This is a genomic window from Microbacterium oxydans (genome assembly GCF_000956405.1).
In the GTDB taxonomy this organism is placed as follows: Bacteria; Actinomycetota; Actinomycetes; order Actinomycetales; family Microbacteriaceae; genus Microbacterium; species Microbacterium oxydans_C.
This window is the reverse complement of record NZ_JYIV01000029.1, coordinates 75,375-91,451: the sequence shown is the minus strand read 5'-3', so window position 1 is coordinate 91,451 and position 16,077 is coordinate 75,375. Positions and strand designations below refer to the sequence as shown.

Annotated in this window: 14 protein-coding genes and 1 other RNA gene; 9 read left to right on the top strand and 6 right to left on the bottom strand. The window is 66.9% G+C overall.

Translation table 11 applies throughout. The annotated features are described in order from the left end of the window. Window positions 1-43 precede the first annotated feature (43 nt). An RNA gene (gene rnpB, locus RN51_RS18065) (RNase P RNA component class A) lies at window positions 44-400 on the top strand. A 49-nt stretch (window positions 401-449) separates the two neighbouring features. Here rnpB and RN51_RS14865 read toward each other — a convergent pair. Both RN51_RS14865 and ppgK read right to left on the bottom strand, forming a co-directional pair. Next, complete coding sequence (locus RN51_RS14865; RefSeq protein ID WP_045264825.1) at window positions 450-770, bottom strand: hypothetical protein; 321 nt, start codon at window positions 768-770, stop codon at window positions 450-452. A 170-nt stretch (window positions 771-940) separates the two neighbouring features. Then, on the bottom strand, window positions 941-1,687 hold the full coding sequence (ppgK, locus tag RN51_RS14860) for a polyphosphate--glucose phosphotransferase (protein ID WP_045264824.1): 747 nt from the start codon (window positions 1,685-1,687) through the stop codon (window positions 941-943). A 68-nt stretch (window positions 1,688-1,755) separates the two neighbouring features. Between ppgK and RN51_RS14855 the strand changes: the two genes are divergently transcribed. From RN51_RS14855 to RN51_RS14840, 4 genes are read left to right on the top strand one after another with little or no spacing between them, the layout of a single operon-like run. Further along, on the top strand, window positions 1,756-1,980 hold the full coding sequence (locus RN51_RS14855; protein WP_045264823.1) for a hypothetical protein: 225 nt from the start codon (window positions 1,756-1,758) through the stop codon (window positions 1,978-1,980). 2 nt (window positions 1,981-1,982) lie between these two features. Further along, window positions 1,983-3,320, top strand: a complete 1,338-nt coding sequence (gene glnA / locus RN51_RS14850; protein WP_045264822.1) for a type I glutamate--ammonia ligase — start codon at window positions 1,983-1,985, stop codon at window positions 3,318-3,320. Between the two features lie 9 nt (window positions 3,321-3,329). Then, window positions 3,330-6,305 carry a bifunctional [glutamine synthetase] adenylyltransferase/[glutamine synthetase]-adenylyl-L-tyrosine phosphorylase gene (locus RN51_RS14845; protein WP_045264821.1) on the top strand — a complete coding sequence of 992 codons (2,976 nt, stop codon included), beginning with the start codon at window positions 3,330-3,332 and terminating at the stop codon, window positions 6,303-6,305. 50 nt (window positions 6,306-6,355) lie between these two features. Beyond that, a complete protein-coding gene (locus tag RN51_RS14840; protein ID WP_045264820.1) occupies window positions 6,356-7,276 on the top strand; it encodes a diacylglycerol/lipid kinase family protein in 921 nt (306 codons plus the stop codon). A gap of 23 nt (window positions 7,277-7,299) precedes the next feature. On the opposite strand, the gene RN51_RS14835 is transcribed toward RN51_RS14840, so the two are convergent. Further along, window positions 7,300-8,445: an AI-2E family transporter gene (locus RN51_RS14835; protein ID WP_045264819.1), complete on the bottom strand. Its 1,146-nt coding sequence runs from the start codon at window positions 8,443-8,445 to the stop codon at window positions 7,300-7,302. 107 nt (window positions 8,446-8,552) lie between these two features. On the opposite strand from RN51_RS14835, the gene RN51_RS14830 reads away from it, so the two are divergent. Beyond that, window positions 8,553-9,884 (top strand): DUF1254 domain-containing protein, encoded by a 1,332-nt coding sequence (locus tag RN51_RS14830; RefSeq protein WP_045264818.1) that lies wholly within the window; start codon window positions 8,553-8,555, stop codon window positions 9,882-9,884. Window positions 9,885-9,956: 72 nt separating this feature from the next. On the opposite strand, the gene glnA (RN51_RS14825) is transcribed toward RN51_RS14830, so the two are convergent. Then, window positions 9,957-11,381, bottom strand: coding sequence for a type I glutamate--ammonia ligase (glnA, locus tag RN51_RS14825; RefSeq protein ID WP_045264817.1), 1,425 nt, complete (start codon window positions 11,379-11,381; stop codon window positions 9,957-9,959). 147 nt (window positions 11,382-11,528) lie between these two features. On the opposite strand from glnA (RN51_RS14825), the gene RN51_RS14820 reads away from it, so the two are divergent. Next, window positions 11,529-11,957: an RDD family protein gene (locus tag RN51_RS14820; RefSeq protein ID WP_045264816.1), complete on the top strand. Its 429-nt coding sequence runs from the start codon at window positions 11,529-11,531 to the stop codon at window positions 11,955-11,957. Between the two features lie 19 nt (window positions 11,958-11,976). Here RN51_RS14820 and RN51_RS14815 read toward each other — a convergent pair whose 3' ends face one another. Further along, window positions 11,977-12,468: an ATP-dependent zinc protease gene (locus RN51_RS14815; protein ID WP_171010949.1), complete on the bottom strand. Its 492-nt coding sequence runs from the start codon at window positions 12,466-12,468 to the stop codon at window positions 11,977-11,979. A 21-nt stretch (window positions 12,469-12,489) separates the two neighbouring features. On the opposite strand from RN51_RS14815, the gene RN51_RS14810 reads away from it, so the two are divergent. Next, window positions 12,490-13,677 (top strand): RimK family alpha-L-glutamate ligase, encoded by a 1,188-nt coding sequence (locus RN51_RS14810; RefSeq protein ID WP_045264814.1) that lies wholly within the window; start codon window positions 12,490-12,492, stop codon window positions 13,675-13,677. A 60-nt stretch (window positions 13,678-13,737) separates the two neighbouring features. Here the strand turns inward: RN51_RS14810 and RN51_RS14805 are convergent, their stop codons facing one another. After that, window positions 13,738-14,448 (bottom strand): DUF4191 domain-containing protein, encoded by a 711-nt coding sequence (locus RN51_RS14805; RefSeq protein ID WP_045264925.1) that lies wholly within the window; start codon window positions 14,446-14,448, stop codon window positions 13,738-13,740. A 162-nt stretch (window positions 14,449-14,610) separates the two neighbouring features. On the opposite strand from RN51_RS14805, the gene RN51_RS14800 reads away from it, so the two are divergent. Next, entirely contained in the window at window positions 14,611-16,074 is a 1,464-nt protein-coding gene (locus tag RN51_RS14800; protein WP_045264813.1) for a hypothetical protein, read from the top strand. Window positions 16,075-16,077: the final 3 nt, after the last annotated feature.

Here is a 16,077-nt window from a genome sequence, read left to right as displayed (position 1 = left end):
CCGCCGGTCGTGTGCTCCGGAGAACGTAGACTGGAGAGGCGAATGGGTCGACTGGACGGCCGCGTTACGGGCAACCGTACCGAGGAACGTCCGGGCTCCTCAGGGCAGGACGGTGGGTAACGCCCACCCGGAGCAATCCGCGAGAAAGTGCCACAGAGAGCAGACCGCCCCGCAAGGGGTAAGGGTGAAAGGGTGGTGTAAGAGACCACCGGGGGCCATGGTGACATGGCCCGCCAGGTAAACCTCGTCCGGAGCAAGGTCAGACAGAGGATGATGACGCGGCTCGCCGAGTCCTCGGGTAGACCGCTAGAGTGCCACGGCAACGTGTCGCCGAGAGAGATGGCCGTCGAAGGGGCGAAGAACCCCGGAACAGAACCCGGCGTACAGGTCGGCCCATTCGCATAAACCCACCTGAACAGGTTTCGTCCGGACGACCGGCCCGGAATGCCTTACTCGGATCTCGGTGGGGCGTACCGGTCGAAATCGCCGACGACGGACAACTCCGGCCCGAGTTCTGCCTGCAGGTCTGTGACGAGCTGCTCGCCCTCAGAGATCCACTCATGCCCGATCTGCGGATCCGGCCATCGCACGTCATTAATCGGATCGAGCACGGTCTCCCAGATCCGATTCCACTCCCGGAGTCGTTTTCGCAGTCCGGTCGAGACCACGAACCGCTCAGGTACCCGGTCCCCGCCGAACCATTCCGGGTACAGGAGGAACGTGTTCATCCGCTCTTCAGGAGTCGCACCGCGACCGTCGAGGTCCGCCATCAGAGCGACGATAGCAATGCGGACGCACGCGTGCCAGTCGCGTTCGTTCGCGCTGGCTACGATGCAGCGGCTTCCTCTCCGCCCGTTCGCCTCACACGAACGAAGGCCCCGACGACTGCAGAGTCGTCGGGGCCTTCGTGCGGACCTGGGTCCTTGAGCCTGTCGAAGGGTCAGTCGCCGGCGAGAGACGCGGCGCCGATGATCCCGGAGTTGTTGCGGTGGATCGCCGGGACGATCGGGGTCTTGAGGTCGAGGAGCGGGAGGAAGTCTCCCGCGTTCTTCGACACGCCGCCGCCGACCACGAACAGGTCGGGGCTGAACAGGAACTCGATGTGGGAGTAGAACGCCTGCAGACGCTCCGCCCACTCCGCCCAGGTGAGGTTCTCGCGCTCACGTGCCGAGGTCGCGGCGTAGGTCTCGACCGACTCGTACTCGCCGAAGTTGAGGTGACCGAGCTCGGTGTTCGGAAGGAGCACGCCGTCGTAGAGGAATGCGGATCCGATGCCGGTGCCGAGCGTCGTGAGCAGGGTGAAGCCGCGCACGTCCCTGGCCGCACCGTGGCGGGCCTCGGCGACACCCGCGGCATCGGCGTCGTTCACGAACACGATGTTGCGGCCGAGGCCGTCGCGGAAGAACCGCTCGGCGTCGAAGTCGATCCACTCCTTCGAGACGTTGGCGGCGGAGAGGGTCATGCCGCGCTTGACGATCGCCGGGAATGCGACGCCGAGCGGGAGGGTCGAGTCGTGCACGTCGAGGGTCTTCAGCACGGTCTGCACCGCGGTCAGCACGTCCTGAGGCGATGCGCCTTCGGGAGTGGGCACCCGCACCCGGTCGGACGCCATGATTCCGTGCTCGAGGTCGACGATTCCTGCTTTGATACCCGTGCCGCCGATGTCGACGCCGATCGCTTTTGCCATGGGCGATAGCTTAGCGACCGCGGTGCACGCCAGTAGGATCGATGACATCACGTGAAGAAGGGGCAGACATGTCTGACGGTGACCACAAGTACTGGTACAACTCCACGACCGGCGAGGTCGAGTTCGGGATGATCTCGCCCTCCATCGACCGCGTCGGTCCGTTCGACACCGAGGCCGAGGCTCGTCGCGCGCCCGAGGTCGTCAAGGAGCGTTCGCGCGCCTGGGCCGAGGAAGAGGCCGTCGAGCAGGGGTGGGACGCCAAGGGCGACGCAAAGGGCCAGGGCGCAGAGTAGCCATGGACAAGCAGAGGGACTTCGTCCTGCGGACCATCGAGGAGCGCGGCGTCAAGTTCGTGCGACTGTGGTTCACGGACGTGATCGGCACTCTCAAGTCGGTGGCTATCGCGCCGGCCGAGGTCGAGGGTGCTTTCGCGGAGGGGATCGGGTTCGACGGCTCGGCGATCGAGGGGCTGACGCGCACCTACGAGTCCGACCTGCTGGCCCAGCCCGACCCGACGACGTTCCAGACGCTGCCCTGGCGCGGGGAGATCGACCCGACCGCGCGCATGTTCTGCGACCTGACGACCCCGGACGGCCAGCCCGCCGTCGCCGATCCTCGTCATGTGCTCAAGCGCACGCTCGCGAAGGCCGCGGACGCAGGGTTCACGTTCTACACGCACCCCGAGATCGAGTTCTACCTGCTCAAGTCCTCGTCGTTCGGACCAGAGGGCCCCGTGCCCGTCGACTCGGCGGGCTACTTCGACAACGTGCCTGGCGGCACCGCGCACGACTTCCGCCGTCGTTCGGTCCGGATGTTGGAAGACCTCGGCATCTCGGTCGAGTTCAGCCACCACGAAGGCGGGCCCGGTCAGAACGAGATCGATCTCCGATATGCGGACGCCCTCACCACGGCTGACAACATCATGACCTTCCGCACGGTTATCAAGGAGGTGGCGATCGAGCAGGGCGTCTATGCGACGTTCATGCCGAAACCGCTCAGCGACCAGCCCGGCAGCGGTATGCACACTCACATGTCGCTGTTCGAGGGCGACCAGAACGCCTTCTACGAGGAGGGCGCCAAGTACCAGCTGTCGAAGACGGGGCGGCACTTCATCGCGGGCCTCCTCCGTCACGCGAACGAGATCTCCGCGGTCACGAACCAGTTCGTCAACTCGTACAAGCGGCTCTGGGGCGGCGACGAGGCGCCGAGCTTCGTCACCTGGGGTCACGCGAACCGCTCCGCGCTCGTCCGCGTGCCGATGTACAAGCCGAACAAGAGCCAGTCCTCTCGGGTGGAGTACCGGGGCATCGACTCGGCGTCGAACCCGTATCTCGCATACGCGCTCCTGCTCGCGGCTGGACTCAAGGGCATCGAGGAGGGGTACGACCTTCCGCCTGAGGCCGAGAACAACGTGTGGTCCCTGAGCGATGCGGAGCGGCGTGCCCTGGGCTACGCGGCGCTGCCGGCGAGCCTCGACCACGCTCTCGAGTACATGGAGGCGTCCGAGCTCGTGGCGGAGACGCTGGGCGAGCAGGTGTTCAACTACGTGCTGCTCAACAAGCGCAAGGAATGGGAGGCCTACCGCGGTCAGGTCACCCCGTTCGAGCTGAAGAGCAACCTCGAGCTGCTCTGATCAGCGCAGATGGCGCGTCCTGACGATTCGGTCTCCCTCTCCGCGCTGGCCAGGCTCGGCTTCTCCGAGCTGAGCGAGGCCGCGGCATCTCTTGCCGAGCTGGCGGAGATCCTCGACCAGCCGCGAACGGTGCTGCTCGAGGCCGCGGACGCCGCGGACCCCGATGCCGCCGTCCGCGGGTTGCTTCGGGTGGCGCGTCGGGATGAGGCGTCGTTGCGAGGGCTCCTGATCGACGAGGAGACGCGACGCGGTGTCTGGCGGGTCTTCGGGGCCTCCGAGGGGCTCGCCGAGTTCTTCCTCCGCCACCCGGACCAGCTGGACGTCCTGGAAACTCCGCTGGACGGCTTGCCGTCGCCGGAGGAATTCCAGGAGCGGCTGCTGGCCTCGGTCGGCGCCCACGATGGCTTCGCCCAGTCCGGCGGGGACGAGACGGTCGTCGCGCTCAGAGTCGCCTACCGCCGGAATCTCGCTGCGATCGCCGCCTTCGACCTTTCGCGCACCGCACCGCAGATGGCGGTCGGGTCCGTGTCGGCAGCGCTGGCGGACCTCGCGGGTGCTGCTCTGGAGGCGTCGCTCGCGGTGGCGAGGACCCGTGTGCAGGAATCGATGGGTCGGGATGAGGTGGCGGCGACTCGTCTCGCCATCATCGGCATGGGCAAAGCCGGCGCTCGCGAGTTGAACTACGTCAGCGATGTCGACGTGATCTTCGTGGGCGGCAGCAGCGACGAGGAGGTCGTCGCCGAGGCACGTGCGATCGACATCGCGACCAGGCTTGCGCGCGAGACGATGCGGAACCTCGACGCGATCGAAGTGGAGCCGCCGCTCTGGGAGGTCGACGCGGCCCTGCGTCCCGAAGGCAAGCAGGGCGCCCTCGTCCGTTCGCTCGCCTCCCATCTCGCGTACTACGACCGCTGGGCCAAGAGCTGGGAGTTCCAGGCTCTGCTCAAGGCGCGTCCCCTCGCCGGAGACGCGGAGCTCGGGGCAGAGTACATCGCCGCTGTGCAGCCGAAGATCTGGTCCAGTGCCGCACGGCAGGACTTCGTCGAGAGCGTGCAGCGCATGCGCGAGCGGGTGATGGAGCACATCGATCCTGACGACGCCCCGTATCAGCTGAAGCTCGGCGCCGGCGGTCTTCGGGACATCGAGTTCACCGTGCAGCTGCTGCAGCTCGTCCATGGCCTCACCGACGAGTCGCTGCGTACCCGAGGGACTCTCGAGAGCCTCGACGCACTGGTCGAGGGCGGCTACATCGGGCGCGTGGATGCGGCCGCTTTCGCCGAGGACTACCGCCTGCTGCGGCTGATGGAGCATCGACTCCAGCTGCGTGAGCTCAGCCGCACGCACCTGATGCCGCGGACTCCGGCCGGCCTGAGGATCCTGGCGAGGGGCACCCGTCTCGCGGAGAGCGGCGATGGTGTGTGGGCGCGCTGGGAGAGTGTGCGGCGCGAGGTCCGCGAGATCCATACGCGCCTCTTCTACCGCCCGCTTCTGAGCGCTGTGGCCGGTCTGCCGGAGGAGGAGCGCACCCTCTCGGCTGCCCAGGCGCACGACCGTCTGGCCGCTATCGGGTTCCGCGATCCGGCGGGCGCGCTCCGCCACATCGGCGCGCTCACGAACGGGCTCAGCCGCAAGGCGACGATCCAGCGACACCTGATGCCCATCATGGTGAGGTGGTTCGCCGACGGCAGTGATCCGGACTACGCGCTCCTCGCCTTCCGCCGCATCAGCGAGCGTCTCGGCGACACCCCATGGTTCCTCAGGATGCTGCGCGACTCGTCGGGGGCAGCGGAGAGTCTCACTCGCCTCCTCTCATCCTCGCGGTACATCGGGGAGCTTCTGGAGTGGATCCCCGAATCCGTGGCCTGGTTGGACAGCGCAGGGCGACTGCGCCCACGCGGGGCCGCAGCCCTCGACGAGGAAGCCAGGGCGATTCAGACGCGGCATGAGACGATCGGCGACGCCCTGCGGGCCGTCAGGGCGCTGAGGAGGAGAGAGCTCCTGCGCACCGCCATGGGAGCCGTGCTCGATGTCCTCACGATCGAAGAGGTCGCCACCGCCCTCACGGAGATCACCGAGGCGACGATCCAGGCGGCTCTGCGAGCGGTGATGCGCGAGGTCGTCCCTGTCGAAGACGAGGCGCTCGACTTCGCCGTCATCGCGATGGGCCGCTTCGGAGGCGCCGAGCTGGGTTTCGGATCCGACGCCGACATCCTGTACGTCTACGACGCGAACGGTGTCGACCCGCAGCGGGCGCAGAAGCTCGCGACACAGATCGTCGCCGGGCTGCGCGAGCATCTGACGGATCATCGACTGCCGCTCGACCTCGATGCCGATCTGCGGCCGGAAGGGCGCAACGGGCCGATCGTCCGCTCCTTCGAGGCCTATGCGGAGTACTACCGACGCTGGTCGCTGTCGTGGGAGGCGCAGGCGCTGCTCCGGGCACGTGGCGTTGCCGGGAGCGCCAAACTGATCGCCCGGTTCACGGCGCTGGCCGACACGATCCGCTACCCGGAGTCGATCGACCTCCAGGGCACCCGCGAGATCAAGCGCATCAAGGCGAGGGTCGAGGGGGAGCGGCTGCCGCAGGGGGCTGATCCCCGCCGCCATCTCAAGCTCGGTCCGGGCTCTCTGAGCGACGTGGAGTGGCTCGTCCAGCTCCTGCAGCTGCAGCATGCGCACGATGTTCCGGGGCTGCGCACGACGTCGACTCTCGGTGCGCTCGACGCCGCCGTCGCGGCGGACCTGGTCACAGAGGAGGACGCCGCACGTCTTCGCGAGGCGTGGCTGCTGTCGAGCCGTCTGAGGTCTGCGATCACCCTGCTGACCGGGCAGACCAGCGATGTGCTCCCTGCGGATCGCCGGCAGCTCGACGCGATCGGCCGTCTTCTCGGCTATCCCGACCGTGCGGCCACCGAGCTCGAAGAGGACTACCTCGGGGTGACTCGGCGTGCCAGGAAGACCTTCGAGCAGCTCTTCTACGGGTGACTCCAGAGCGTCGGTTTGCGGTATCGCGTGTCGTGTCCCAAGCTGACGATATGACCAACGCGCGAATCGGCATCGTCTGGAACCCCTCGAAGGTCGAACAGGAGATTCTGCAAGCCGCGGTGAGCGATGTGTTCGACGAGGGGTACGACATCCGCTGGTGGGAGACGACCCCCGAGGACCCGGGTCGCGGCATGGCTCGCGAGGCGCGTGAGGACGGCCGCGACATCGTGGTCGCCGTCGGGGGAGACGGCACGGTTCGTGCGGTCGCCGAGTCGCTCGCGGGCTCTGAGACGATGCTCGGGATCGTGCCCCAGGGCACGGGCAACCTCCTCGCACGGAACCTCGAGGTTCCCCTGAACAACGTCAAGGCGGCGCTGGAGCGGGTCCGCGACGGCGAGCCCCGTCGAATCGACCTCGGCTGGGTGTCGTACGACGGCACCGAGCACGCGTTCGCGGTGATGGTCGGCTTCGGAGTCGACGCGCAGATGCTGGTGGAGACCGACGACGACCTCAAGTCCAAGGCGGGCTGGCTTGCCTACGTCGAGGCGATGGGTCGTGCCCTCGCCGGTACCGAGATGACCGACATCACCCTCACGATCGATGGGGAGAAGGCCGTCGCGGTGCGCGGCCACACCATGTTGATCGGCAACTGCGGGATGGTGCAGGGCGGTATCCGTCTGCTTCCCGACGCGGTGTTGGACGATGGCAAGCTCGACGTCCTGATGATCAGTGCCGACGGTGCGCTGCAGTGGCTCGACACCCTGCGCTCGTTCGTGTGGGACAACGGCATCCGTCGCCTGTTCGGTGCGACGGATGAGGCCGTCAGCACCGACTCGGCACGCCACCTCCCGGTCGAGACCATCTCCGTCGAACTCAAGACACCACTCGTGTTCGAGATCGATGGCGAGGAGATGGGCGAGGTGTCGGCATTCGACGTCCGAGTCGACGCCGGCGCTCTCCTCGTCCGCTGAGGGCGGCCCGACGGGAGCCGTGATCAGCGCGCCGAGGCCGGGGGGACGATCTTCCGGTCCTGCGCCGGGAAAGTCACCTTCTGCACGATGATGATGATGCTCGCGGCGACCGGAATCGCCACCAGTGCACCCAGGATGCCGCCGAGGGCACCGCCAGCGACGGCCGCGATGACGACCAGCGCCCCCGGCACGGCGACGGCCTTGCTCATGATCCGCGGGGAGAGGATGTACGCCTCGATCTGCATGTAGATCAGGTAGTAGATGATCGCGATGAGCGCCGTGACGGGGGAGACGAACAGGCAGATCAGCGAGTTGATGATCGACGCCGTCAGCGTTCCCACCAGCGGGATCATCGATCCGATGAAGGCGATCAGTGCGAGCAACGCAGGAACGGGGGCGCCGATGATGGTCAGGAAGATCAGGCTCAGGATGCCGTTGATCAGCGCGAGGCTGGCCTGCCCCATCACGTAGCGGCCGACCGCACCCGACACGTCTTCGAGCAGACCGCTGAAGGTGTCGCGCTGGTAGGCGGGGACGAAGCGTGCAGCGAGGTGCTTCATGCTGCGCAGCGACGCCATGAAGTAGAGCGTCAGGATCAGCACGATGGTGACACCGGTGAAGCCGCCGGCGATGCCCGCGCCGACCGCGAAGACGCCGCCGCCGATGTCGAAGAAGTTGTTGGGGTCCTTGAAGAATCCCAGGACGCCCTGAACGGCGTCGTCGATGGTGCCGAACTGGCTGCTGACGTCCTTGTACCAGGCGCTGGCCATGAAGTCCTCGACCATCTGCGGCCCATCCTTGATCAGGTTGCCGACCTGTTCCACGAGGAGCGGCACGATGGCCAGGATGATGCCGGCGAAGGCGAGGAGCACGGCGGCGACGACGATGGCGACAGCGGCGGGGCGCGGGAGCTTCTTCTCGATGAAGGACACGATCGGGTCGAGGCCGAGCGCGAGGAAGACGGCGACTCCGATGTAGACGAAGACCGTGGCGAGCTGGCCGATGATCCCGCCGATGGCCAATGCCACCAGCACACCGAGCGCCCCCAGCAGGCCGAACATGAACGGGTTGGTACGCGCATACGCGACGACCGCATTCGAGGGCTGAGACGGCGCGGCGGCGACAGGCGTCCTGACGTCGCTGTTCGCGATGATTCTTCTGCGGCGCATGGTTCCCCCGGTCGATGCTCAGACTCACCAGTTGATCACTCGCAGGTCCGCCCGGTCAAGCCGAGAACGACACTGGCGCACGCCGTCCTTCGACGAGAAGATGAGCCATGACCGAACCAGCTCCTCAGCATGATTCTCTCTCCGTCACCGCCTACCTCTACGCCTTCCCCCTGGTCTTCAACCTCGGACAGGTCCGCCGTTCGGTGGAGGACGGCATCGGCTCCATGCCGGCCGCACCCCTCAACGCCATCGTCCATGCCCGCACGCTGGCAGGAGCGGACGATGACTTCGTCTCGATCAACAACGACACGGTGTACTCCTTCGCTCAGATCGATCTGAGCGCCGGTCCCGTGCACCTCCACCTGCCCGATGCGGGCGCGCGCTATCACGTGATGCAGTTCGTGGACGCCTGGACGGACAATTTCGCGTATGTGGGCACGCGAGCCACCGGCACGGGAGCCAAGGACGTGCTCCTGCGTGGACCGTCCACGCGGGGCGGGGTGTCGACCGACGCCGCCGACATCGTGATCGATGCACCCACCGATGTCGTCTCCATGGTCGGTCGCTGGGCGGTCGACGGCGAAGCGGACCTGCCGGCGGTGCACGCGCTGCAGGACGCGATGTCGTTGAACGGCCCGGTGGGCCGGGGCCTCCCCGAAGTCGCGTCGCAGGGAACGCCGGCCCTGGACTTCTGGGAGCAGTTCCGCGTCTGGTCGCGTGCGTTCCCCGCTGCGCCCCGAGACCGGGCGCTGGAGGCCACCTTCACCGAGCTCGGGATCACCGGCGACGTGCCGGTGGGCAGCCTCGGCGATGAGACCGTCGCGCGTCTGGAGCACGCGTTCGCCGAAGGGGAGTCCGCGCTCGACGGGATCCTCCGCTCGGGCTCGGCCCCCGTGGTCAACGGATGGCAGATGACACTGCACATCTTCGACTACAACCTCGACTACTTCGGGGTGGGAACCATCGACGATCCGCAGTGGAAGGCGCCTGAGGGACTCCAGCGGCTCGCTCTGAGAGCGGGTTCGGCCAAAGCGGGGCTATGGGGCAACCACGGATACGAGGCCGCGTACATCATGACGTACGTCGACGATCGCGGCGAACAGCTCACGGGGGAGCGGCACTACACCCTCCGCCTCGCCCCACCGCCGCCGGTCGGCGCCTTCTGGTCGGTGACGATGTACTCCTTGCCGGAGTTCTTCCTGGTGGACAACCCCATCGACCGGTACTCGCTCGGGGATCGGACGCCGGGGATCGTCTACGGCGACGACAGGTCGCTCACCATCACGATGAGCCACGTCGCACCCGAGGACCCCGTGGCGCGCGCGAACTGGCTGCCCACGCCGTCCGGAGAGTTCCGGCCGATCATCCGCATGTACATCCCCGGCGAGGAGGTGCTGGACGGCTCCTATGAGCCCCCGGCCATCGTGCGCACCGAGTGATGTCGTCTGACTCATGACGAACGCCCGCCAGGATGATCCTGGCGGGCGTTCGTTGGTCGTCTGGAAGGGCGATCAGACCCCGAAGTACAGCTCGTACTCGAACGGGTGCGGGCGCTGGGCCATCGGCAGGATCTCGTTCTCGTACTTGTAGGAGATCCAGGTCTCGATGAGCTCCTTGGTGAACACGCCGCCCTCGAGGAGGAACTGGTGGTCAGCCGCGAGGGCGTCCAGCGAGTCGAGCAGCGAGTTCGGGACCTGCGGGATGTCCTTGGCCTCCTCGGGGGGAAGCTCGTACAGGTCCTTGTCGACCGGCTCGTGCGGCTCGATGCGGTTCTTGATCCCGTCGAGGCCCGCCATGAGCTGCGCGGCGAAGGCGAGGTAGGGATTGCCCGAGGCGTCCGGCGCGCGGAACTCGATGCGCTTGGCCTTGGGGTTCGAGCCCGTGATCGGGATACGGATCGCGGCGGAGCGGTTGCCGGCCGAGTAGACCAGGTTGACCGGTGCCTCGAAGCCCTTGACCAGACGGTGGTAGCTGTTCAGCGTCGGGTTGGTGAAGGCGAGCAGCGCGGGCGCGTGGGCCAGGATGCCGCCGATGTACCAGCGCGCGATGTCGCTGAGCTGTCCGTAGCCGGCCTCGTCGTAGAACAGCGGCTTGCCGTCGTTCCACAGCGACTGGTGGGTGTGCATGCCCGAGCCGTTGTCGCCGTACAGCGGCTTCGGCATGAAGGTGGCGACCTTGCCCCACTCCTCGGCGGTGTTCTTGACGATGTACTTGAACTTCAGGATGTCGTCGGCCGCGTGCACCATGGTGTCGAAGCGGTAGTTGATCTCCTGCTGTCCACCCGTGCCGACCTCGTGGTGCGAGCGCTCGAGGATGAATCCTGCCTCGATCAGCTTGAGGGTGATGTCGTCACGGAGGTCGGCCGTCTTGTCGACAGGGCTGACCGGGAAGTACCCGCCCTTGTAGGGGGTCTTGTTCCCGAGGTTGCCGCCCTCTTCCTCGCGACCGGTGTTCCAGGCGCCCTCTTCGGAGTCGACGCTGTAGAAGCTGGAGTTGGAGGTGACGTTGTAGCGCACGTCGTCGAAGATGTAGAACTCGGCCTCGGGAGCGAAGAACGCGGTGTCGGCGATGCCGGTCGAGGCCAGGTACTTCTCGGCCTTCTTGGCGACCTGACGCGGGTCCTTCGAGTAGATCTCGCCGGTGCGCGGGTTGTAGATGTCGAAGAGCATGACGAGCGTGCTCGCCTCGCGGAACGGGTCGACGTACGCCGTCGTGACGTCGGGGATGAGCTGCATGTCGGACTCATGGATGCTCGCGAAGCCGCGGATCGAGGAGCCGTCGAACAGCTGACCGTCGGTGAAGAAAGCCTCGTCGACCGTCGATGCAGGAATGTTGAAGTGCTGCTGTACACCCGGGAGGTCGGTGAAACGGATGTCAAGGAACTTGACGTCGTTCTCCTTGATGTAGGTCAGTACCTCGGACGAATCTTTGAACATGTACGACTCCTGTAATGCGGATCGATGGCTTCACGGCCATTCTGCAGAGTACGGACGGGGGATTTCTCTACGGTATCCGCTTTGTTTCGAGCGTGTTACGAGCGTGAGGGCGTCAGCACGTCATTTCACGCTCGGTAGGCTGGGGGAGTGACGGATGCAGTGAACGCGTACCCCGGTGAACGACTCGGACTCCCCGAATCCGGTTCGGGGAGCATCGCCCGTCCCGGCCGCCGGATCGGCGCGCTCCTGATCGACTACACGGCGGCGACGATCATCGCCACCGGTTTCCTCGGGTTCAATCAGTTCGCCCTGCCGACGGAAGCGGGTCTGACCCAGTTCGCCCCGATGCTGGTGTTCGCCGTGCTGCAGATCGTCTTCATCCCGACCGCAGGCGGCAGCCCGGGGCACCGCATCCTCGGCATGCGTGTCGCCCGTCTCGACGGGAGCTGGGTCGGGCTGTGGCGCCCGATCGTCCGCACTCTCCTGCTCGTGGTCGTCGTGCCCGCCGTGATCTGGGATGCCGATCAGCGAGGCCTGCACGACAAGGCCGTCGGCACGGTTCTGATCCGCACCTGACGCTGGCGCCCGGACGGAGTCAGTCCCGACCGCGGTTGCGCCGACGGGCTTCGCGCGGCGCTCTTCCACCGAGGAAGGAACGGGCGGGGTCGACGATGTAGCCGCGGCGCAGGGCTTCACGCCCGATGAGCATCCGGAAGCCCATCTCGTCACGGTTGCTCAGCGTGACCTCCGCGAGCACTTCGCGATCCACGAGCCGGATCAGAAGCTCGACCACGAGCCGCTCCTGGGCATGCCCTGACGAGCTCCGCACGGCACGACGGTCGTGGATCGGGCACTCGACCACGACCGCGTCCTCTTGGCTGTCCTGCCAGGGTTTCACCTTGAAACGGACCCAGGGTTCGTCGTCCTGCTCGAACTCCACGATGTCGAAAGCGTGCAGCGATGAGGTGCGCGCGCCCGTGTCGATCTTGGCTTTCAGCCAGTCCACCCCGAGATCGGGCAGGCTCACCCATTCTCGCCACCCCGTAAGGGTGTTTGAATGGGGGGTAGTCCTACTCACCTGATACATCCTGGCAGGAAAAATCCCCCCGTGAAGATCGCAGTGCTCTCCCGCGCGCCGCAGGCGTACTCCACCCAGCGTCTGCGTGCAGCCGCGCTCCAGCGAGGGCACAACGTCAAGGTGCTCAACACGCTGCGCTTCGCCATCGACCTCACGGCCGACGAGCCCGACCTGCATTACCGGGGGCGACAGCTCAGCGACTACGACGCGATCCTTCCTCGTATCGGCAACTCGATCACGTACTTCGGCACGGCCGTCGTGCGTCAGTTCGAGCAGATGGACGTCTACACCCCGAACACCGCCAACGGGATCTCGAGCGCGCGCGACAAGCTGCGAGCGAACCAGATCCTCTCGCGCCACAACATCGCGATGCCGCCGACGGCCTTCGTGCGCAACCGCGCGGATGTGCGACCGGCGATCGAGCGGGTCGGGGGAGCCCCGGTCGTCATCAAGCTTCTCGAGGGCACACAGGGGATCGGAGTGATCCTGGCCCCGCAGGTGAAGGTCGCCGAGGCGATCATCGAGACCCTGCACTCGACCAAGCAGAACGTGCTGATCCAGAAGTTCATCGCGGAGAGCCGCGGGCGTGACATCAGAGCGCTGGTCGTCGGCGACCGCGTCGTCGCCGCGATGCGACGCTCGGCGGCCGGCGATGAGTTCCGATCGAACGTGCATCGCGGAGGTTCCGTCGAGGCGGTCGAACTCGATCCTGTCTACGAGCGCGCGGCGGTGCGCTCTGCGCAGATCATGGGCCTGCGGGTCGCTGGTGTCGACATGCTCGAGGGCGAAGACGGTCCGCTCGTGATGGAGGTCAACTCCTCGCCCGGACTCCAGGGCATCGAGACGGCGACGAAGCTCGACGTCGCCGGTGCCATCATCGACTACATCGCCGGGCAGGTCGCTTTCCCGGAGATCGACGTGCGACAGCGTCTCACGGTCTCCACGGGCTATGGCGTCGCCGAGCTCATGGTGCACGGAGCGGTCGATCTGGTGGGGAAGACGCTGGGCGAAGCGGGGCTGTGGGAGAGGGACATCACGGTCCTCACGCTGCACCGGGGAGTCAGCGTGATCCCGAACCCGCGCAAGCATGTCGTGCTCGAGGCCGATGATCGACTGTTCTGCTTCGGCAAGCTCGACGAGATGCGCTCGATGGTCCCGGAACGTCGACGCCGTCGTGCGAAGGTCCGTCGTCTGCCTCGGCAGCCGCTCTCCGAATGAAAGAGCGCGGCCGTCCTCACAGGAGGACGGCCGCGCTCTGGGCTCGTGCGGTGCGTACGATCAGCGCGGACGCTGAGAGCGCACCTTCGTCGGGTCGATGCCCTTCGGGATCGGCAGCGACGAAAGCGACTGCGACACCGAGTCGACGCGGCGGATGACCGCGGCCATCGTGGCCTTGTCGATCGCCTTCGGGAGCTTCTTGATCGTCTTCGAGAGGTCGGCGATGGTCACCTCGTCGTCACCGTGCCCGACGTACAGCACAGTGACCGGGACGCCGTGTGCGACGCGCTGGGCCTTGCTGCGCTCCTCGTTGACGAGGCGGGTCAGCCGTCCGCGAGCTCCTTCGCCGACGATGACGATGCCACCGCGTCCGATAGTGCGGTAGACCGCTTCCTGCGTCTTCGGGTTGATGCCGACGGGCGTCTCCGATGCCTGCCAGCTGCGGCCCAAGCTGGTGCTCAGCACGTGCCCCGTCGCACCGGGCATGCCGTCGATCTTGCTGTACATGGCGGAAGTCGAGAGCCGCGTCATCAGGAACAGTGCGCCGAGGATGCCGAGCATCAGACCCGTGATGCCCCACAGGACGAGCGTCCACACCTGGAAGGGAGGGATCAGGTAACCCGCGACCAGCCCGAGCAGCACACCGCCGATGAGGATCGCGGCCTGCGCCCATGGCAGCCAGGAGTATGCCTCACGTGTGAACCGGAAGAGGGACTTGATCTGGGAGAAGAACCCAGGACGCTTTTCGGGTTCAGGAGCACGCTTTGCCATGAGGACCAGCCTACCGAGTCTGACGACCCCGTGATGTCGGCGTTCGCGCGGAGCGGAGCGGATGGGTTCCACTTCTCCTGCACTTCCACGGCTCCGAACGAGATCCGTCCCGACGGCCGCCACACGCGACCGCGGGCATGATCTCCGCGATGGGATGGGGGAATGGAAGACATCGCTATCGACGAGGGTCGGGGCGCGCCACTCGTGCCCGGGGCGCACCGTGTGGTGAGGACGCTCGATCCCACAGAGGGGCCGTTCTCGGGGTCGCTCGTGACCCACGGTGACGAGGTGCTCGTGCGGGTGGATGCGGCGAGCCTCGGCGGATGGGCGGGATGGCGGTACGCGGGCGCGGAGCACATCGCGGCGCCTGTGGATGTCAGCCGTCGTCGGGGCGGACACGACGCTCTGGTTCCCTGGTGCACCGATCGGGTACTCGGCTACCTGGAGCGCCGGGCAGCCGCGGGAGCGACCATCACGCCAGGGGAGACCAGCACGCTCGTCGTGAGCCTTCTGCGCGGTCTCGACGAGTTGGGCGAGGGCGTCGATGGCGTTCGCACCGGGACATGGTGGCTCACGGATGGCGGGCGCCCTGTCATCGTGCTCGGGGAGGGAGCCGACGCCAGGGCGGCAGTGATGGAGGCCCTCGAGCTGCTGGGCGAACAGAGTACGGACAAAGTGCTTCGTCGTGCCTTGTCGACCGTGGGAGACGGCCTGAGGAAGACGCTCGCTCAGCCGCGCCTACCTCGCAAGCTCACGGAAGCCTGGGAGGCGACGATGCTCGATGTCGCCGCCCCTCAGCCCCTCGGACGAGACTTCCAGGAACCGGAGCCCGTGCGCCGCGTCGCTCGGGTCGTGGGCCTCCACGATGCCGGCGCTCACGAGCCGGGGCCGCGTCTGCGCGCGGACCGGGTACGCCCTCGCGAGGCAGCTCGTCCCCGTGTGTTCGGGGCGACCGTCGAGGTGATGCAGACAGCGATCGCCGAGCTGCGTGCGCGAGTCGACCGCCGGTCGCAGAACCGCGATGTCCGAGCAGCACGGCCGAGCAGTGGCGTCGCGCGATCGGCGGTTCGTGCGAGGGTCCGCCCCGGTGCCCTCGCGATGGCGGGAGGTGCCGCAGCGGTCGTCGTCGCAGGAGGGATGCTCCTGCCCGCGGGTGAGTCGTCGAGGACCAGCGCCCAGGGTGCGTCGAGCAACGTCGAGACACGGCCTTCGCCAAGCGTGCCGGAGGTGTCGCCCACGCCGACGGCGCGCGCGACAGACGTCGCGGAGAGCGCGATCTCTGCTCCCGGGTCGCCGGCAGATGAGGATCCTGTCTCCGCACTGACCTCGCTCCTGCAGCTCATCGCGGAGTGCGACGCACAGGGGGACACCGCGTGCGCGACTGCGGTGACCGGCGGCGCTGAGGGGGTCGTCGACAGGCTCAGCGCGAGGTCTCAGGTCTCGTCGACGCCCGAGTTGGTCGATGCCTATGGTGACGTAGCGGTCACGCGGCTGCCGGCGGCGCCTGCGAGCGATGCCGGGGTGACCGACGACGCTTCCTCGGACGAGATCATCGTCGTCCTCCTCCGCATAGACGAGAAATGGCTGGTCCGCGACGTGTATGACGTCGCGGACCAGCCAGGATGACTC